Genomic DNA, 17,833 nt, shown 5'->3' on the forward strand with positions numbered 1-17,833 from the left:
GTCCTGAGGCTGCTCTACGGAACTCACTTCTGCGCTTCCTTCATCAGGGCGCCCAGGATCTGTGCCCGTGTCGTCTCGACATGGGCGTCGACTGCATATTCGGCATTGAAAATCGCATGGCTTTCGCGCGTTTCAACGACGGTGCGTCCGCGGGTGAGCGTCGCGCCGAGTTCGACATCGATGCGCGCCTTGCGAAATGAGATCGCGCCCGCATTGACGAAGGCGACGGCCGCTGACGGGTCATAGATCGCCATGCCCGGCCGGCCGCGGCTGGTGCCGATGGAGATGTAGCCGGCAAGCAGATCGGCGATAAGCCCCGCATTGGCACCGCCTGCCGAGCGGATCGGCGCGACATCGTCAGGATAGGCGAAAACCTTGCGGCAGAGATCGAGATCGACCATGCGCAGCGGCAGGCCATGCGCGATCACGATCGCCAGTGCTTCCGGGTCGGCAAAAGCGTTGAATTCGGCAGACGCCGTGTGGTTGCCGCTGGTGACACCGCCGCCCATCCAGGTGAGATCGGTGATCCGGCTGGCCAAGTCCGGGCGGGCAAGGCAAAGGGCTGCGAGATTGGTGAGCGGTCCGAGCGCCAGAATGCGCTTCGGCCCCTCCTGCTCCAGCCAGCCACAAAGGGCAGCAAAGGCGTCGCTGACAGGCAAAGCATCGGCTTCCGGCAGCGTCAGACCAGCGGTCGGCATGCCGGCTTCGCCAAGGATCCGTTCGGCAGTCTCAAGCTTGCCGAGCACCGGCAGGGCACGCCCTTCGTGTACGGCGAAAGCCCAGTCGAAAGCGCGCGCGGCGCCGGCGGCATTGCGCTTCACCTGGTCAAGCGGCGTATTGCCGAAAACGAGCGACACGCCATCGATTTCTTCACCGCCATGAAGGACGACAAGCACCGCAGCGATGTCGTCGAAGCCCATGTCCGTATCGATCCAGACACCCATTTATCGTTACCCGAACTTCTTGAGGCGCGCGGCCTTCTCGACCGGCAGGTCGAAGGCGATGGCAGAGCCGGTTTCACGCGCTGCAAGTGCTGCATCCTCTTCCGCCTTGATGGCGCCGAGCGGCGTATCGAGCAGATACTCGCGCGTGCTGCCGGAGAAAGAGGCTCCGCGCACGGTGCCTTGGAAAGGACCTGAACCAAGGGTCACCATGCGCGGACGCCACGCAAGCCCTGCCGTGTCAGGCGGCAGGGATCCGGAAAGATCGATCGGGCCGTTGCCGGCCTTCAGCTTGCCGCCCTCGACGGCAAAGATGTTCTCGAAACCGACGAAGTCGGCGACGAAGCGGGAGATCGGGCGGTTGTAGATATCTTCGGGCGTGCCGATCTGTTCGATCGCGCCATTCAGCATGACGACGATCCGGTCCGCCAGCGACAGGGCTTCGCCCTGGTCGTGGGTGACGAAGATCATCGTGACGCCGGTTTCCTTCTGCACGCGCTGCAGCTCCGTACGCATTTCGAGGCGCAGGCGAGCGTCGAGGTTCGACAGCGGCTCGTCGAGAAGCAGCACCTTCGGCTCCATGACCATGGAGCGCGCGAGCGCGACACGCTGCTGCTGGCCGCCCGAAAGCTCGCCCGGCTTACGGGCGGAGAACTTCGAAAGCCCGACCGACTTGAGACCAGCCGTAACTTTGCTCTCGATCTCGGCAGCGGGCAACTTCTTCAGCCGCAGGCCGAAGGCGACGTTTTCGAACACGGTCAGGTGCGGGAAGAGCGCGTAGGACTGGAAGACGAGGCCTACCGAACGCTTGTTGGCGGACACGCGGGTGATGTCGGCACCATCGAGCTTGATCGCGCCTGAGGCCGGCGACAGCAGGCCGGCGATCGAGCGCATCGTCGTCGTCTTGCCGCAACCGGACGGACCGAGGAATGCCACCAGTTCGCCCTTGCGGATCGAAAGGTCGAGGTCCTTCACCGCAACGGTGTCGCCATAGGCGAGCGTCAGTTTTTCAAGGCTGAGGAAAGCGGCATCAGACATAGCGAGAGAATCCCAGGAAGCGTTCGGCAAGGAAGACGATGCCGATGGACATGAAAGCGAGCAGCGCGGAGAGGGCTGCGACCGACGGATCGTAGGTGATCTCCATATAAGAGAGCATGTCGATCGGCAGGGTGCGCACACCCGGGCCGGAGAGGAAGAGCGACACCGGCACCTGGTTGAAGCTCGTGACGAAGCCGAGAATGAAGGCGGCAAGAATACCGCTGCGGATGTTCGGCATCACCACCCGGAAGAAGGCCCCTGCGCGCGAGGATCCGAGCAGCACCGCGGCCTCCTCGATATCGGAGCGCAGATTGTTGAGGCTCGCCGAGACGACCCGTACCGCATAAGGCAGAACCAGCGCGGTGTGGGCGAGGAACAGGGTCAGTGTGATGTTGAGGCCAAAGGGCACGACGATGTAACGCAAGAGCGCCAGGCCTACGATGATGCCGGGCACGATGATCGGCAGCGAGACGATCGTGCGGATGGTTTCGCCGAAAGGCAGCTTGTAGCGCGACAGGGCGTAAGAGGCGGGAACGCCGAGCACGAGAGCGGCCGCCGTGCCACCGATCGCAAGCAGCATCGAGATCGCGAAACTCTCCTGGAAGCTCTCGACCGTGAAGACCTTGGCGACCCATTTGAGCGAGAAGCCCTGCGGCGGGAAGGCCAGCGTCTCGCCGCCGGAAAGCGACGCGGCGACGATGATGAAGAACGGCCCGATCAGGAAGCCGATCACCAGGAAGAGGACGAGCGGAGTAAAGATGCGAGGTGTCATCGCTTGTTCCTCGCAGTGGCAAGCCGTTTCAGGAGAAGATTGGCGGCAAAGCTCATGACGATCAGGATGAACGCGATGACGCTGGCGGCGACGAAATCATTGGCCACCGTGACGCGCTGATAGAGCAGCGTTTCGAGCATCAGCACCTTGGAGCCGCCGAGGATCGCCGGCGTGATGTAGGCGGTGAGCGAACCGGTGAAGACCAGTGTTCCGCCGATGACAAGGCCTTCCTTGGTCAGCGGCAGGATCACCTTGAAGAACACCTGGATCCAGTTGGCGCCGAGAACGCGCGCTGCCGGAATTGCATCCTTCGGCATGTTTTCGAGCGCGCTGATCAGCGAAAGGATCATCAGCGGCAGGAAGAGCTGCAAGAGGCCGATGAACACGGCAGTCTCGGTGAAGAGAAAGCGGATCGGCTCATCTGACAGGCCGACGAGCTGCAGCGCCTGGTTGACGATGCCGGTACGGCCGAGAATGACGATCCAGGCATAGGTGCGCGCAACAGACGAGATCATTAGCGGCAGCACGACAAGACCGATCATCTGTCCCTTGTTGCGCGGCGTCAGATTGACGATCGCAAAGGCGGCCGCATAGCCGATGACCGCCGAAACGGCGGTAACCATCAGGCCGAGCCGGAAGGTGCGCAGGAAGACGGTGCGGTTCAGCGGATCGGAAAAGAAGGTCGTGTAGGCTGACAGCGACCAGCTGTCGGCACTGCGAAAGCCTTCCGCCAGCAGGATCACCACCGGCGCCAGAAAGACGATCGCCGCAAAGACCGCTGCGGGCAGAGCGAGCGCCAGGGCTTCGGCGCGGTTCTGGAACATCCTTCTTCCTTTCGAGGCATTCGTGGGCGCCACGTCATCGCGCCCGAAGCATGAGGTCTCCACCGGCGACCAAGGCCCGCCGGTGGAGGTAGCTGTTGCTTGGATTTACTGGCCGACCTGCGCGTTCCACTCCGACAGCCACGCTTCGCGGTTGTCGAGGGCAACGGCCGACGGGATCAGCTTCAGGTTCTTCACGGTTTCTTCGCCGTAGGTGAGGTTTTCGGCGATCTCGGGCGAGACCTTCACTTCCTTGTTGGCCGGGCTGTCGACCAGCTTTTCGGCAAGGGCCGTCTGGATTTCGGTCGAGAGCCAGAAGTCCATGAACTGAAGTGCGAGATCCTGGTTCTTACCGCCCTTGGTCAGCACCATGACGTTCATGCCGCCGGTCTGGCCTTCCTTGGGCGTTGCCCACTTGATCGGCAGGCCGAGCTTGGTGAAGCCTTCCCAGGAGAAGCGGCCGATCGGTGCGGCCCAGATCTCTTCCTGCTGCATCAATTGCACGAGCTGCGAGGACTTGACGTAGAAAGTGACGATATCGTCCTTCTTGGCGCCGACGGCGGCGATCGCTTCCTTGAGATCCGGCGCGTTCTTGCCGATGGCTTCGCCGACCATGTAGAGCGCCGGCGGGCCCTGGTTGGTGGTGACGTTCGGGAAGGCGACGTGGCTGGCGTTCTTCTCGTCGAGAAGATCGGCCCAGGAATTTATCTCCATCTTGTCCGAGCGATAGACGATCGAGGTGGCATAGAAGGTGTAGCCGACGCTCATGCCATCGCCGTTCGGATCCTTGGCGAGGTCATAGAGCTTGTTGAAGTTCGAAAGCTTCGACGTATCGATCTTCTCGATCAGATCGGCGCGGGTGGCGGAAAGCGCGTCGGCCATCGAGACGACGGCCATGTCGACGACCGGGCTTGCCTTGTTGGCTTCCATCTTCGCCAGACGCTCGACGCTGTTGCCGGTTTCGACGACGAGCTTGCAGCCGCATTTCTGTTCGAACGGCGTGTAGACCAGTTCCTTGAATGCGTCCTGGGCAAAGCCGTAGACGGAAATGGTGAGCGTCTTTTCCTGAGCAGACGCGGCGTTGGCGCCGACGAGCAAAAGCGCGCTCGAGGCAAGCAAGAACTTCTTCATGGCTGGTGTCCTCCTTCGGTGACGGATGTAGCTGCGGTGGCAGTGGTAAGAACGGGTTGAAACGCGGGCGGTGCGGCCGCCGATTGCCGGACGACCAGGTGCATCGGCACCTTGGCCTTCTCGGCCGTAACCGGGGCACCAATCTCTGGATCAGACGGGTCGCGCTCGCTGATCGCCTTGACGAGGGCAGCGACGGCGATCGCCGCGATCTCGGTCATGTCCATGCGGGCCGTCGTCAGCGCCGGCGTGATGACCGGTGACCAGATCAGGTCGTCGAAGCCGGTGACGCTCGCCTTTTCCGGCACGTTGATGCCGGCGCGCTGCAATTCGGTCAGTGCCCGGAGCGCATGGAGATCGGAGATGCAGGCAAAGGCGGTGTAGCCTTGCGCCACCTTGTCCGCGAGCCCGAGCGGACAGCCCTTGCCGGCCACTTTTTCCAGTGGCTCGATCCAGAGCGTGTCGGTGTGGGTGCCCTCACCGAAGACCGAGCGGATACCGCCGGCGCGGTCGTTCTGCACATTCGAGGCGGGATTGTTTCCGATGATCAGCACGCGGCGGTGCCCGAGCGCCTTCAGGTGCTCGGCGATCTGCTGGCCGCCACCCCAATGGTCGGCGGCAACGGTATTGCCCGGCGTCGAGGGGGTATCGATGACGGCAACCGGACAGCCGACATCGGCGATGCGCGTGCCGCGCCGCGGCACGATCACGAGGCCATCGACATCACGATCGATCAGGCGCTCGATCGCCTTGGTCTGGGTCGAGACGTCGCCGCGGGAGTCGGCGATCAGCACACCATAGCCGGAGGAGGAGGCAGCAAGCTCAATCGCTTGGGCGATCTGCGGGAAGAGCGGATTGGCGATATCGGGAAGCACGAGGCCGAGCACCCCAGTGCGGCCCGTGCGAAGCGCCCTGCCCGCCTGGCTCGGCACGTAACCGAGCTCGGCAGCGGTCGCGCGAATCTTCTCCACCATCTCGGCGGAGACGCGGCCCTTGCCCGAGAGCGCGTTCGAGACCGTGGCCGCGGACACGCCGAGCGTTCTGGCAATCCTCGTCAGTTTTGGTCCGGAACGCGCCAAGTCAGTGGTTTCCGCTATCGCGTGATTAAACGATTAATCAGGCGATATATCAGAATCCCCTGACTGTCGAATCTTTTTGCCGGCTCATCGCATTTTGCAATTTTCAAGGGAAATACGTTGTGGACGACAATCAGCGGGCCGCTTCATCGCCTGAACCGATGTTGCGAATGGCGAATCTCACAGCGAAGTGACAACGGTCACGTGCCGAACACGCTCTAACCTACTAGTATTGCAAAGCGTTTATCGCTGTCTCCTGATATATCTGATGTGCGGAACGCCGATCGTCGTCAGAAAAGAACTTCGCCACAGACGCCGTGATCGCGGGTACAAATTTCAACTTCGACCAACAAAAGGAACCAATTTACCCACTAAATTACTAGGGAATAAGTATGATGCATCGCAATCGTCCGATGCGTACAATCGGATGGCAGCGCGAAACGCGCGACAGGCATAATGCAGGAGTTTGGGACATGACTGGCAATATCATCGGCTTTGGCAAGACCGCGGGGCAGGCCCGCCGGGCGCGAGGCGCAACCCTGGCAGCCGCCACGCTGGCGCTCGCGCTCTCGTCGAGCACGGCCGTTTTCGCCGAAGACGCGAAGTTCGACCCGAACGCTTCGATCACGATCGGCTCGCTCTATGAGCCGCAGAACCTCGACAACACCGCCGGCGCCGGCCAGGGCATCAACGAAGCCTTCAACGGCAATGTCTACGAAGCGCTGTTCACGCTGACCGATGCCGGCGAGGTTAAACCCGGTCTCGTTGCCGAACAGAGCGTTAGCGACGACGGCCTCACCTACACATTCAAGCTTCGCCCTGGCGTCACCTTCCACTCCGGCGATCCGCTGACCGCCGCCGACGTGAAGCACAGCATTGAGCGCGTGACTTCAGAACAATCCAAGAGCTCGCGCAAAAAGAGCCTCGCGACGATCAGCGCCATCGAGACGCCGGATGACCAGACGGTCGTCGTCAAGCTGTCCGAGCGCTCGATTTCGCTGCCCTACAATCTGAGCTACGTCTGGATCGTCAACGATGCGGCGAAGGACCTGAATGCCAGCGAAGACGGCACCGGCCCCTATCGCCTCGACGAGTGGCGCCGCGGTTCGTCGCTGGCACTCACGCGGAACGACAAATACTGGGGCACCGCCCCCACCAATGGCGAAGTCGTCTTCCAGTATTTCACCGATGCGACCGCGCTCAACAATGCGCTGCTGACCGGCGCCGTCGATATCATCACCAGCGTCCAGAGCCCGGACTCGATCGCCCAGTTCAAGGACAATCCTGACTTCACCGTCACGGCCGGCCAGTCGACGACCAAGGAACTGCTCGCCTTCAACGACCGCGTCGCCCCCTTCGACAACGTCAAGGTCCGGAAAGCGATCGCCCGCGCCATCGACGACAAGAAACTGCTGACATCGATCTGGGGTGAATACGGCACGCTGATCGGATCCTTCGTTCCGCCGACGGACCCCTGGTACGTGGATCTGACCGCCGTCGACGCCTATGACGTCGAGAGCGCCAAGGCGCTGCTGAAGGAGGCGGGCTTTGCCGATGGCTTCACCTTCAAGCTGGACACGCCGAACTACGACCCGCATCCGATCGTCGCCCAGTTCATCCAGAGCGAACTCGCAAAGGTCAACATCAAGGTCGAGATCAACGTGATCACCGCCAACGAGTGGTACACGAAGGTCTACAAGGCGCATGACTTCCAGGCGACGCTACAGGAGCACGTCAATCACCGCGACATCGTCTTCTACGGCAACCCGGACTTCTATTGGGGTTACAACAACCCCAAGGTCGTCGACCTGATCAAGGCCTCGGAAGGGGCAGCAAACACCGACGAGCAGACCGCCAAGCTTCGTGAAGCCAACACGATCATCGCCGAGGACGCCGCCAGCAACTGGCTCTACCTCTATCCGCAGATCGTCGTTTCGAGCTCGGCCGTGACCGGCTATCCGGTGAATGGCCTGAACTCGCAGTTCTTCGCCTACGGCATCAAGAAGAGCGAGCAGTAAGCGGCACTATCACCCGCTGTGCGCTAGCGCCGGATGCACAAACGACAGCCCCTGGATCCGATCCGGGGGCTGACTGCGTTTTGCGCCAATTCGTCCAGCCATCTCTCCGGCCTTCCACAGGCACTTCCAAAGATGAGAGACGCTCTAGCCTCCCCCTTCTTTTTGGTGCAAAAGCCAGCTCTCTGATCACGGACCCCGTGAGAAGAAAGGAATGCAGCCATTCTCACCTATCTCGTCCGCCGTTTTGCCATTCTGCTTCTGTCGCTGCTGATTGCAGCGGTGGTGTTGTTTGTGCTGTTGCGCCTTTTGCCCGGCGACCCCGCCAATGCGCTTCTCTCCGTCGGCGCCGATGCTGCGCAGATCGAGAAAGCGCGTGAACAGGTGGGCTCGAACCTGCCGCTCTGGCAGCAATTCCTCCGCTTTGTTGCGAGCCTTGCCCGTTTCGATCTCGGCACGTCCTTCGTCAGCGGCAAACCGGTGATCGAGGAGATCGCCGCACGGCTGACGGTCACCGTGCCGCTGGCGCTGATGGGTTTCGTGCTCGCCATCCTGATCGCGGTTCCGCTCGGCATCCTCTCCGCCGTCAAGGCCAACCGCTGGTATGGTGGGTTGATTTCGACCGTCTCGCAGCTCGGCATCGCGATCCCCGTCTTCTGGGTGGGCATCCTGCTGGTGACCGTCTTTGCCGTCACTTTCCGGCTCCTCCCTTCGGGTGGCTTTCCCCGCCGCGGCTGGCAGAACGAGGGGCAGGCTCTCTATGCGCTGGCATTGCCCGTGATGACGATCGGCCTCGTCATGGGCGCCTCGCTGCTGCGCTATGTCCGCTCGGCAACCAAGGACGTTCTCGGCAGCGATTATCTGCGCACCGCGCGCGCGCTCGGCGCCAGCTTCCCCGAAGCGCTCATTCGTCACGGCATCCGCAACGGCGCGGTGCCGATCGTCTCGATCCTCGGCATTGAGCTTGCAACGACACTGCTCGGCGCCGTCGTGGTAGAGCGCGTCTTTGCCCTGCCAGGCCTCGGCTCGATGCTGCTGCTTGCGATTGAGCAGCGCGACTATCCGAATGTTCAGGGCGTGCTGTTCATCTCCACCCTGCTGGTGCTGCTGATCGGTTTTGCCGCCGACCTCACCCAGCGGCTGATCGATCCACGCCTGCGCGAACGCGCTGTCGGAGGCAATGCATGAGCCCCGTCGAGACATCCGTTTCTGCGCCGAAGCGCCGGCATTCGCTGGCCCTGACGGTCGGCCTCGCGCTCGTCGGCATCAACCTCGCCGTCGCGGTTCTGACGCTTTTCTGGACGCCCTATGACCCGCTGAACGCCTCGGGCGGCCGGCTGGAAGCACCGTCGCTGCTGCACTGGCTCGGCACAGACCGGTTGGGGCGCGACCTGATGACCCAACTGATGATCGGCGCGCGTACAGCGCTGCTGGTCGGCACGGGCGCAGTCGCGATCGGGGCCGCGATCGGCGTCAGCCTCGGCGTTCTTGCCGCCTTCGCCACACGTCTTGCCGACGACGTGATGGCCGCAACGCTCGATATCCTGATTGCCTTTCCGACCCTGCTGCTTGCCATGCTGGTGGTGGCGGCAAGTGACAGCGCCAGCCTCTGGTCGGCGATCCTGGCACTCGGGCTTGCCATCTCCGCCATCGTCGCCCGGCTGACCCGCATCCTTGCCAAGCGCGTGCTCAGACAAGATTACATCATCGCCTCGCGCACATCGGGGACATCCTGGGCCGGTGTCGTCTTCCACCATGTGCTTCCCAACATCTGGCCGACACTGTCGGTCAACTTTGCCCTGCAGTTCGGTCTCGCTGTCATCGCCGAAGCATCGCTCTCCTACCTCGGCCTTGGTGCACCACCGCCAAACGCCTCCTGGGGACGGCTGCTGCAGGAGGCGCAAGGCACCGTCTATACGGCGCCGATCGGCGCGATCGCGCCCGGCATTGCGTTGGTCGCCCTCGTCATCGGTATGAATCTCCTCGCCGACGGCCTGCGCGATATCGCCGATCCGACACGCGGGAGATCGCGATGACAACGCTGCTCGACATCAAGGGCCTCACCGTTCGCGCCGGCGACAAGCCGCTGGTTTCCGACCTTTCCTTCTCGATCCGGCCCGGAGAACGCGTCGGCCTGATCGGAGAATCCGGTTCCGGCAAATCGATGACGGCGATGGCCGCCACCGGACTGCTGCCGCCTTCGATCACCGTAGCCGGCTCAATCGAACTCGACGGACAGCAAGTGGTCGGCGCCGCAGACAAAGTGATGAACCGGCTGCGCGGCGTTGCCGCTACCGTTGTCTTTCAGGAGCCGTTGACCGCCCTCGATCCACTGATGAAGATCGGCCGGCAGATCGMCGAACCGGTCCGACGACGCCTGGAACGGGATGGTCTGAAGGCAACGAAGGAAGCGGTACAACGCGAAGTCCGCGACCTCATCGACAAGGTGGCGCTGCCGCAGCCCGACCGCATCATCAATTCCTACCCGCACGAAGTGTCCGGCGGCCAGCGCCAGCGCGTCGCGATCGCCATGGCGCTCGCCTGCCGCCCGAAGCTCCTGATTGCCGACGAGCCGACGACGGCGCTCGACGTCACGACGCAGGCCGAAATCCTGAAACTGCTGGACCAGTTGGTGCGCGATACCGGCATGGCGCTTCTGTTCATCAGCCACGACCTGCCCGTCGTCGCCCAGGTGGTGGAACGCGTCATCGTGCTGAAGAACGGCATCGCTGTCGAAGAAGGTCCGGTCGGTTCGGTCTTCGGTAACCCGCAGCACGGCTATACCAAGACCCTGGTCGAGGCCGCCCGCCTGTTCGACGAGGCGTTGGGAGCAACCGGATCATGATGCTCGATCTTCAAAACGTCAGCTTCGGCTATTCCCGCCAACAGACCACGCTCGACGACGTCTCGCTGTCGGTCCGCCCTGGCGTAAGCGTCGGTCTCGTCGGCGAATCCGGATCCGGCAAGACGACACTCCTGCGCCTGATGCTCGGGCTGGTTCGCCCGACCGGCGGAACCATCCGGTTTGGCGACGAGGTGCTCGACCCCGGCAACAACGCCTTCATGCGCCGCTATCGGCGCGCGGTGCAGCCGGTGTTTCAGGATCCCTATTCCTCCCTCGACCCGCGCCAGCGGGTGATCGACATTGTCGCCGAGCCCCTGCGTTCACTCCGTATTCCCGGCGATCGGACGCAGGCGGTGACGGAAGCGCTCGGGGCGGTCGGGCTGCCCTCCGACACCATGCGGCGTTTTCCGCACGAATTTTCCGGCGGACAACGGCAGCGTATCGCCATCGCCCGCGCAATCGTCGCTGGCCCGCAGATCGTGCTCGCCGACGAAGCCGTCAGCGCGCTCGACCTTTCCACCCGCATCCGCATTGTCGAGCTTTTCAAGACCCTCGCCGAGAAGCTGACGCTGGTTTTCGTCTCCCACGATCTCGGCGTCGTCGCGGCACTGTGCGAGGAAATGATCATTCTGGAGCGTGGCAAGGTGGTCGAGAGCGGCAAGACCCGCGACATTCTGACCGCCCCCAAGCATCCCTATACGCAGCGGTTGCTTGCCAGCATTCCGCGCATGCCCGCCTGACAAGCGGTTGGCGCGGCTACCGTCCCGCCAGGCGAATCCGCCTTTGTCCCCAAAGACTTGGTGATTCTGGACCGCATTGATCCAGGACAACCCCTGAGAGACCCGTCTTGAGCATAGTGCCGCCGGCCGCAGACAACTACGGCCGAACGCCCTGACCGGCGATGTTCAACTTCTTCTGGGGGTCCGGAAATTATGCCTATTCGCGCTATTCTACCATCTGCCGTCTTCCTTGCCGCACTCGCGGTGCCGCTCGCGATCGCGACGGCGGCAGATCTCTCCGAGCCGAGCGCGGTAGCAGCACCGGAAATGCCTCTTGCCAGCGAGCCGGGTCCATGGATGATCCGTGCCCGCGCACTGGCCGTCCTGCCGGACGACAAGGCCTCGCTCTCCCTGAACGGCACTGCACTCGACGGCGAAAAGGTTGGTGTCAGCAACTCGGTCGTGCCCGAACTCGACATCACCTATTTCTTCACCGACAACATCGCCGCCGAACTGATCCTCGGCACAACGCCGCACACGGCGCGCGGCAGCGGCTCGATCGCCGGCCTCGGTGAAATCGGCAAGGCGTGGCTTCTGCCGCCAACGCTCACGCTGCAGTACCACTTCAACGTCACCGACGAGATCAAGCCCTATGTCGGCGCCGGCGTGAACTACACGATGTTCTACAACGAAAAGCCCCGTGGCGACTTCACGAGCTTCAACATGAAGAACACGTTTGGAGTGGCGCTCCAGGCGGGTGTCGACATCAAGCTTGACGAGCATTGGGGCCTGAACTTCGACGTCAAGAAGCTGTTCCTCGAGCCCGAGGTCAACGCGACGCTGCCCGGCGCAGGTGCTGTCAGCGGCAAGGTCAAGCTTGATCCCTGGCTGATCGGCACAGGCATCAGCTACCGCTTCTGATCCAATTCAGATCGGCCTGATAAAACCGTTTGCGGCGCCGATCACGGCGCCGCAATTGCAAATGCAGCTTTCAGAGATGGTGGGCCGTCACCGCCCTGGCGAGCTCACCCGATAACTGACGGCTGCCGGCATGAGATACGTCGCCGAGCGACAGCATTCCGACCATGCGCCTGTCCTGGTCGATCACCGGCAGGCGCCGAACCTGCTTCGCCTCCATCAGATGGACAGCATGTTCGATCGTTTCATTGGTGCGGCAGTAGACGATGTCCCTGGTCATCACATCGCGCGCCGTCATCGACGCGGGATCGCGCCCGTTGGCAAAGGCGCGCAAAGCAATGTCGCGGTCCGTGACCATGCCGATCAGGCGGTCGTTTTCGCCAACGGGCAAGGCGCCGATATCCTCATCCCGCATAATGCGTGCGATCGTCTTGATGTCGGTTTCGGGAGAGATCCAGCGAGCGCCGGGATGCATGGCTTCCGATATTCTCATCGTATCCTCCTTTGCATGAAAGCGGCGGAGAATAGGCTGACATCATGGCCATACCTTGATCCACGCAGGCGCGAGAGCGCGGATGGCTTACCTGAGTTCGAGCAGGAAATAGGTGGTCGGCCCGGAGGCAACATTGTTGGACAGACGGAACGCAACACCCCCGTTGCCGCGCGTGATCGGCGGATGCACGGTCCCGTCGAGGCCGACCGGCGAAACGCTCCAGCTCGCGGCATTTCGCGCCAGCGAAAGATCGGCATAGCCTTCACGGATCCGCACCGGCAGGCGCCCGAAATCCTCGATCACTTTTTCCTCGGTGTCGCGAAACGTCATGCCGGTGTTCTGGGCATCGGTCGCAAAGATCACGAGGAAGCGGCGGCTCTTGGCCAAGGATGCTTCCGCATCGAGCGCCGAGATCGCGATCAGCCCATTGCCGTCGGCTCGCTCAATGCTCAGCGTGCCGAGATCGATGGGCTCGCGGAGCGACGAGAAGGCCGCGGCCTCGGTTGCCGTGGTTGCAACGCGCAATTGCCCGGCAAAGCGGTTCAGCAGGATCTCGCCGGTGCTGCTCTGGTAGATACCGGCATCGATATTCGTGGCGTTATCACCCGGAAGCACACCGCTCTGCCGCAGGCTTTCGAGGAGTGCTTCGCTGTTCTGCTGACGCGGTTGCAGGACGGCCGCAGCGTCGTCGAGGGCCTTTGCGTCTTCAAGTCCGATCCGCCCAATCAGCGCCAGGTCCGTCAGGTGCTCCGGTTCCCGCGCCTGCATATCGTCGGAGAGATCCTCTTCTCCACGCACGGCAAATGGTACCGTCACATCCGATGTCGCAACGTCCCCGCGGCGGTAGAGCAGTGCCGCCAGTGTCTCTCCGGCGCGGGCGACCGGATCGAGCGCAATCGCATAGGGCAGCATTGCCCTCTTGTGTGCGAAAGGCTCGCCATAGCTAAGGACGATCGGGCCGTGACCGTGGCGGCAGAGCGCGTCCCAGCCCTGCAACGCCGCGTAGGCCGGCATCGCCAGGCCGGCTTCGTAGCGGTAGCGATTCCAGAAGAGGTGATCGTATTCGCTGATCACGAAGGGCCTGCCCAGCCAGCGCGCCGCAGCGATCATCCGGATATAGTTCGCCCCGTCGGCGATCGAGCTGACCTGTGTGGTCTTGCTGCCCGGCGCGTAGCCGCTGACCCAGTCGTGATAGGTGTTCATGGTGACGGCTTCCAGACCGCGCCGGCTAAGCGACGCCTGCACCGTCGGCCAATTGTTGTAATTGCTGATCAGGCCGCGGTAGCCGAGCCCGCGCAACACGTCGCTCATGCGCGCTGTTGTGGTCTCTTCCGTCTCGGTGAAGAAGGCCTGCAGGTCGCGCAGCCGTGGACTATCGTTATAGCGATCGATAGGAAGCTCGACTGATCCCGCATCAATCGTCTCATCCGAGCGAAGATCGGGCCATGCCTTGGCCAACTTCTCGGTCGACCCGTAGCGCTTCGCCAGCCAGCGGTTGAACGGCTTGGCAAGCTGCGGATCATAAGGCGGCTTGCCCGGCCGATCATGCACGACGGTGTCAAACTCCATGCCGTTCTCGTTGGCGAGAATGACGACCGCGAGCGCATCGTCGCGGATCGGCGCTACACCCGTGTAGGGGTTCACGCGTCCAAGGATAACCTCCTGCATGCGTTTCCAGTGATCGAACGCCCGCTCGTCCACAAACAGCTCGAGCTTGAGGTTTCCCCCATCGTCCCAACGGTCGTCAAAGCCGCCATAGACGCCGCGCAGCGACGAAAGGCCATCCATCATCCAGTAGATGCCGTTCTTCTTCAGCGCCGCGAGCAGATAGTGGATGCGATCGAGCGTCCCTGGATCGAAGTCGAAATCCTTGTCGCGGCCGAACATCAGGCTGGCGTCGACGAAATGCAGGCGCGCGAGATTGTAGCCGTGCATCGCCAGTTGCCGGGCATAGCGATCCGCGGTCTGGTGATCGGGAAACCCGCCGGAGGCCGGGCTCCAGGCGAGCGACGCGCAGAGCATTCTTTCGGGCTTCTCGGGCGATTGCGCAAAGGCGAGACCACCATTGGCGCCCGCGACGAGGCGACGATCCGCATCGATCGTCCCGTTCGGCAGAAAAGAAGAGAAGTCGAGGGGGCTGCCTGGCCTCATTTCGAGCGAGACTTCGCGCACAGGAAGCCACTGGTCGGAAGCGCGCACGGGCGAGCCGACGGCGAGGAACATAGCTGCCGCAGCGAACAGGCTCCGCCCTGTCACGCCGACGCTCCGAGCAGCTTGCTCTCGATCGGCGCGTCGGGCTTCCGGCGCGCCCGGAAGAAGYCGACCGGCAGCGCCGCCGCATGGAAGAACCAGGCGACAACGGTATAGAGCCCCATGCTGAAGCCGCCTTTACGCAGGCTCATCAACCCAACGACGCAGGCGAAGATCGCCAGTACGAGGCCGAGCGCGAGCGCCTTGTTCGGCATGAACAGCAGCAGGCCGAGCGACACCGCCCACCAGAGATAGACCAGCGCCCAGAGCTTGAGCTCCGGCAATTCCCGAATGAGCTGCAGAAAATAGGGCCGGCCAAGCGAAGCGCGCAGCAACTCGCCGATACCGAACAGATACTTGCTCTTCCAGCGGCGGACGAGCAGGCGGTAGGAATTGTCCGTGTGGCCGAAATGCTGGACGAAACGACGGTCAAGACGATGCAGTTTCCAGCCTGCGCTTCTGAGCCGGATGCCGAGGTCGAACTCCTCGTAGCCGTGGAGATTGCGGTCGGAGAGATAACCGACCGCCTCGATCGCCGCGCGCCGATAAAGACCGCCACCATTCATGCGGTCGATCGCGCCGATACGATTTTCCGGCGAATTGCGTGAGACACGCCGGGCAAATTCGAGGTTGGCGGTGAGCATCTCCTGGACATGACCGGTGACGCCGCCGACCTTCGGATTGTCGGCCAGGAAGGCCTCGGCCACCTCGAGGAAATCGCTGTCGAGCAGCATGTCGCCATCGAGGAGGCAGATGTGCTCGTGACGGGAATACTGGAAACCGAGTTGCGGGCCGATCCCGCAGCTGGGAAGCGCCGGCGGGCTGATCTGGGCGATAACGACCGGGTAACGGGATGCAATCTCTACGGTTCTGTCGGAGGAGCCGCTATCGGCGACGATGACCTCACCGCCGACCGTCTTGAGTGCCGCAAGCGCGCTCTCGATGTTCGCGGCGATGCGTTTTTCTTCGTTCAGCGTCTTGATGATGACGGATACTGCCACGCGATTCCCCCATATCAGCAGCGCGTGGGTAACCGCGCCCCGGTTGCCGGCGACCTTACCGTCGATATTTTGCGTTTTGGTTTACCGCCCCAGCAGACGCAGCAACGGCAAACGATAGCGGACGAGGAACCAGCCGGAGAAAACCCCGCACACGCCGCCGAGCAGTTTGACGGCGACATCCGCCGCGCGTGCATGACGGTCCGCCGAAATCATCTGCAGAAGTTCGAAGCCGATCGCGGTCACGAAGACGAGAAGCAGCACACGCGTCAGGTGCTTCGGATAGGCGATCGCGAACAGCAGACCGAGCAGACCGAAAGCGCCGAACCGCTCAAGATGAACGAGATGGCCGATGCGTGGGCGCAATTCGAGGGGGGACATCGTCGAATAGGCAATCACGGCAAACAGGAGCCATGCGAAAAGGCCGGCGGCGCGTTTGAGGTTCATTATCAGCTTGTCTTCCAGGCGGCGTGCATGGCACGGCAATCGTCGAACGGACCACGACGGCGCCTGCCTGCCCGTCCACTGGTGCAAGGCGCGCTGTCGCACTTTATCGGCGAAGACACGGCAGACGCGAACGCCCGCCTACTTCGCCAGCAATGCGCTATACACTGCCGCGGTCCTTTGCGCCACGTTTGTCCAACTGTAGGTCGCCTCCGCATGGGCCGCGCGCTCACGCACCTCATCATCGCTGAGCGGCGCGGCAAGCTTTGCGGTGATACTGGAGGCAAGTGCGTCGATGTCGCCGAGCGGGAAATACTCGTCGGAAGCAAGGTCCAGCTCCCGGTTGGGAACGATATCGCTCGCCAACAGGGGCAGGCCGTAGGCCATTGCCTCGAGCAAAGCGATCGGCATGCCCTCATGGCTCGACGGAAGCACGAAGAGGGCAGCATTGGCGAAGAGTTCCGCCAATCTATCGCCGGACTGAAAACCGGTCAGCACCACTCCCGGCACCTCGCCGGCAAGCGTCTTCACCTCCCGGACATACGGCGTGTCAAACTCCGCACCGCCGGCGATAACGAGCCGCACGTCGGTCAATCCGCATTTTGCAAACGCCCGGATGAGATCGAGTTGCCGCTTCTCCGGAACCAGGCGTGCCGCGAGCAGAATGTAGCGTCGCGGTGTCAGGCCATATTCGCGCAGAATACCGGCATCGCCCGAGGGCATCGTAATCGCGACACCATTCGGGACCAGCGTCATCGACACATGGTGACGGGCGCGCATCGTTTGAACGATATCCTCGGATATGGCCACGCGCCCATTCGAGAAGCGCATGCCGAAGAACTCACCGAGCTTTAGCGTCCGCTTGGCAAAGGCGCCCCATTTTTGTCTGTCGTAGTCGTAGCCATGATGGGTGACGACCACCCTCAGCCCGAACAGTCGGGCAAGCGGCGTCATCAAAGCCGGACCGATCGCGTGGATATGCAATACGTCCGGCCGCCGCCAGGCCGCAAGGCAGACGCCGATAAAGGTATGAACGAGCGCCTCCAGCGCCATGCGACGAGGCGACCAGAGCGGGATTACCTCGACCCCGTTCCACGCATAGCGGTCACCGTCCTGAAGATAGCGGCGACGTCCGACGACGTCGACATCCCAGCCATACCCCAGAAGTTTGCTGGCAAGCATTTCGACGTGTTTCTCGACACCACCCTGAACGTTTGGAATGCCGCGCAAGCCCAGCATCATCACGCGCTTGCGCTCGCCTCTCGAGGCCACGGCTCCACTCTGGACGGCAAGGCTCCGCTGCCTTCCGGACAAGGCCAAGCCACGACGAGGCATCTGCCCGCGCCCCTCGGACAGTCCGGTTTGTGCGATCTCC

General features: G+C 62.6%; 17 protein-coding genes. 6 read left to right on the forward strand and 11 right to left on the reverse strand.

Features of this window, described 5'->3' with window-relative positions; genetic code table 11:
- Positions 1-23: 23 nt before the first annotated feature.
- The 6 genes from AB4Z53_RS10560 to AB4Z53_RS10585 all read right to left on the reverse strand — a co-directional run bounded on the left by AB4Z53_RS10560 (position 24) and on the right by AB4Z53_RS10585 (position 5,779).
- A complete protein-coding gene (locus AB4Z53_RS10560) occupies positions 24-944 on the reverse strand; it encodes a nucleoside hydrolase (protein ID WP_113541446.1) in 921 nt (306 codons plus the stop codon).
- 6 nt (positions 945-950) lie between these two features.
- Entirely contained in the window at positions 951-1,979 is a 1,029-nt protein-coding gene (locus AB4Z53_RS10565; protein ID WP_441595765.1) for an ABC transporter ATP-binding protein, read from the reverse strand.
- Positions 1,972-2,751, reverse strand: coding sequence for an ABC transporter permease (locus AB4Z53_RS10570; RefSeq protein WP_060586135.1), 780 nt, complete (start codon positions 2,749-2,751; stop codon positions 1,972-1,974). The genes AB4Z53_RS10565 and AB4Z53_RS10570 overlap by 8 nt, the downstream gene beginning before the upstream one ends.
- Positions 2,748-3,575 carry an ABC transporter permease gene (locus tag AB4Z53_RS10575; RefSeq protein WP_113541444.1) on the reverse strand — a complete coding sequence of 276 codons (828 nt, stop codon included), beginning with the start codon at positions 3,573-3,575 and terminating at the stop codon, positions 2,748-2,750. The genes AB4Z53_RS10570 and AB4Z53_RS10575 overlap by 4 nt, the downstream gene beginning before the upstream one ends.
- A gap of 105 nt (positions 3,576-3,680) precedes the next feature.
- Positions 3,681-4,703 carry an ABC transporter substrate-binding protein gene (locus tag AB4Z53_RS10580; protein ID WP_441595766.1) on the reverse strand — a complete coding sequence of 341 codons (1,023 nt, stop codon included), beginning with the start codon at positions 4,701-4,703 and terminating at the stop codon, positions 3,681-3,683.
- A complete protein-coding gene (locus AB4Z53_RS10585) occupies positions 4,700-5,779 on the reverse strand; it encodes a LacI family DNA-binding transcriptional regulator (RefSeq protein WP_291158430.1) in 1,080 nt (359 codons plus the stop codon). Before AB4Z53_RS10585 ends, AB4Z53_RS10580 begins: the two co-directional genes overlap by 4 nt.
- Positions 5,780-6,249: 470 nt before the next feature.
- Between AB4Z53_RS10585 and AB4Z53_RS10590 the strand changes: the two genes are divergently transcribed.
- From AB4Z53_RS10590 to AB4Z53_RS10615, 6 genes are all read left to right on the forward strand, one after another.
- Positions 6,250-7,794, forward strand: coding sequence for an ABC transporter substrate-binding protein (locus AB4Z53_RS10590; RefSeq protein ID WP_113541468.1), 1,545 nt, complete (start codon positions 6,250-6,252; stop codon positions 7,792-7,794).
- A gap of 219 nt (positions 7,795-8,013) precedes the next feature.
- Positions 8,014-8,979 carry an ABC transporter permease gene (locus AB4Z53_RS10595; RefSeq protein WP_113541441.1) on the forward strand — a complete coding sequence of 322 codons (966 nt, stop codon included), beginning with the start codon at positions 8,014-8,016 and terminating at the stop codon, positions 8,977-8,979.
- Complete coding sequence (locus AB4Z53_RS10600) at positions 8,976-9,827, forward strand: ABC transporter permease (protein ID WP_441595767.1); 852 nt, start codon at positions 8,976-8,978, stop codon at positions 9,825-9,827. Before AB4Z53_RS10595 ends, AB4Z53_RS10600 begins: the two co-directional genes overlap by 4 nt.
- Positions 9,824-10,636: an ATP-binding cassette domain-containing protein gene (locus AB4Z53_RS10605; RefSeq protein ID WP_441595768.1), complete on the forward strand. Its 813-nt coding sequence runs from the start codon at positions 9,824-9,826 to the stop codon at positions 10,634-10,636. The genes AB4Z53_RS10600 and AB4Z53_RS10605 overlap by 4 nt, the downstream gene beginning before the upstream one ends.
- A complete protein-coding gene (locus AB4Z53_RS10610) occupies positions 10,630-11,376 on the forward strand; it encodes an ABC transporter ATP-binding protein (RefSeq protein WP_441595831.1) in 747 nt (248 codons plus the stop codon). The genes AB4Z53_RS10605 and AB4Z53_RS10610 overlap by 7 nt, the downstream gene beginning before the upstream one ends.
- A 192-nt stretch (positions 11,377-11,568) precedes the next feature.
- Positions 11,569-12,276 (forward strand): OmpW/AlkL family protein, encoded by a 708-nt coding sequence (locus AB4Z53_RS10615; RefSeq protein ID WP_441595769.1) that lies wholly within the window; start codon positions 11,569-11,571, stop codon positions 12,274-12,276.
- 70 nt (positions 12,277-12,346) lie between these two features.
- Here AB4Z53_RS10615 and AB4Z53_RS10620 read toward each other — a convergent pair whose 3' ends face one another.
- The 5 genes from AB4Z53_RS10620 to AB4Z53_RS10640 form a co-directional block, all read right to left on the reverse strand.
- Positions 12,347-12,766, reverse strand: coding sequence for a CBS domain-containing protein (locus AB4Z53_RS10620; protein ID WP_291158411.1), 420 nt, complete (start codon positions 12,764-12,766; stop codon positions 12,347-12,349).
- Between the two features lie 87 nt (positions 12,767-12,853).
- The gene (locus tag AB4Z53_RS10625; RefSeq protein WP_441595832.1) at positions 12,854-14,989 is read right to left on the reverse strand and encodes a glycoside hydrolase; all 2,136 of its coding nucleotides are present in this window, start codon (positions 14,987-14,989) and stop codon (positions 12,854-12,856) included.
- A 29-nt stretch (positions 14,990-15,018) separates the two neighbouring features.
- Positions 15,019-16,017, reverse strand: coding sequence for a glycosyltransferase (locus AB4Z53_RS10630; RefSeq protein WP_441595770.1), 999 nt, complete (start codon positions 16,015-16,017; stop codon positions 15,019-15,021).
- 81 nt (positions 16,018-16,098) lie between these two features.
- On the reverse strand, positions 16,099-16,461 hold the full coding sequence (locus AB4Z53_RS10635; RefSeq protein WP_291158405.1) for a VanZ family protein: 363 nt from the start codon (positions 16,459-16,461) through the stop codon (positions 16,099-16,101).
- Positions 16,462-16,599: 138 nt separating this feature from the next.
- Entirely contained in the window at positions 16,600-17,700 is a 1,101-nt protein-coding gene (locus tag AB4Z53_RS10640) for a glycosyltransferase family 4 protein (protein WP_441595833.1), read from the reverse strand.
- Positions 17,701-17,833: the final 133 nt, after the last annotated feature.

This window comes from Ensifer sp. 2TAB8 (assembly GCF_052115125.1).
In the GTDB taxonomy this organism is placed as follows: Bacteria; Pseudomonadota; Alphaproteobacteria; order Rhizobiales; family Rhizobiaceae; genus Ensifer.

What these genes read in the sequence shown, in the direction of transcription:
- AB4Z53_RS10560 (WP_113541446.1), bottom strand. Translation starts at nt 944, where the DNA reads ATGGGTGTCTGGATCGATACGGACATGGGCTTCGACGACATCGCTGCG.
- AB4Z53_RS10565 (WP_441595765.1), bottom strand. Translation starts at nt 1,979, where the DNA reads ATGTCTGATGCCGCTTTCCTCAGCCTTGAAAAACTGACGCTCGCCTAT.
- AB4Z53_RS10570 (WP_060586135.1), bottom strand. Translation starts at nt 2,751, where the DNA reads ATGACACCTCGCATCTTTACTCCGCTCGTCCTCTTCCTGGTGATCGGC.
- AB4Z53_RS10575 (WP_113541444.1), bottom strand. Translation starts at nt 3,575, where the DNA reads ATGTTCCAGAACCGCGCCGAAGCCCTGGCGCTCGCTCTGCCCGCAGCG.
- AB4Z53_RS10580 (WP_441595766.1), bottom strand. Translation starts at nt 4,703, where the DNA reads ATGAAGAAGTTCTTGCTTGCCTCGAGCGCGCTTTTGCTCGTCGGCGCC.
- AB4Z53_RS10590 (WP_113541468.1), top strand. Translation starts at nt 6,250, where the DNA reads ATGACTGGCAATATCATCGGCTTTGGCAAGACCGCGGGGCAGGCCCGC.
- AB4Z53_RS10600 (WP_441595767.1), top strand. Translation starts at nt 8,976, where the DNA reads ATGAGCCCCGTCGAGACATCCGTTTCTGCGCCGAAGCGCCGGCATTCG.
- AB4Z53_RS10615 (WP_441595769.1), top strand. Translation starts at nt 11,569, where the DNA reads ATGCCTATTCGCGCTATTCTACCATCTGCCGTCTTCCTTGCCGCACTC.
- AB4Z53_RS10620 (WP_291158411.1), bottom strand. Translation starts at nt 12,766, where the DNA reads ATGAGAATATCGGAAGCCATGCATCCCGGCGCTCGCTGGATCTCTCCC.
- AB4Z53_RS10625 (WP_441595832.1), bottom strand. Translation starts at nt 14,989, where the DNA reads ATGTTCCTCGCCGTCGGCTCGCCCGTGCGCGCTTCCGACCAGTGGCTT.
- AB4Z53_RS10635 (WP_291158405.1), bottom strand. Translation starts at nt 16,461, where the DNA reads ATGAACCTCAAACGCGCCGCCGGCCTTTTCGCATGGCTCCTGTTTGCC.
- AB4Z53_RS10640 (WP_441595833.1), bottom strand. Translation starts at nt 17,700, where the DNA reads ATGATGCTGGGCTTGCGCGGCATTCCAAACGTTCAGGGTGGTGTCGAG.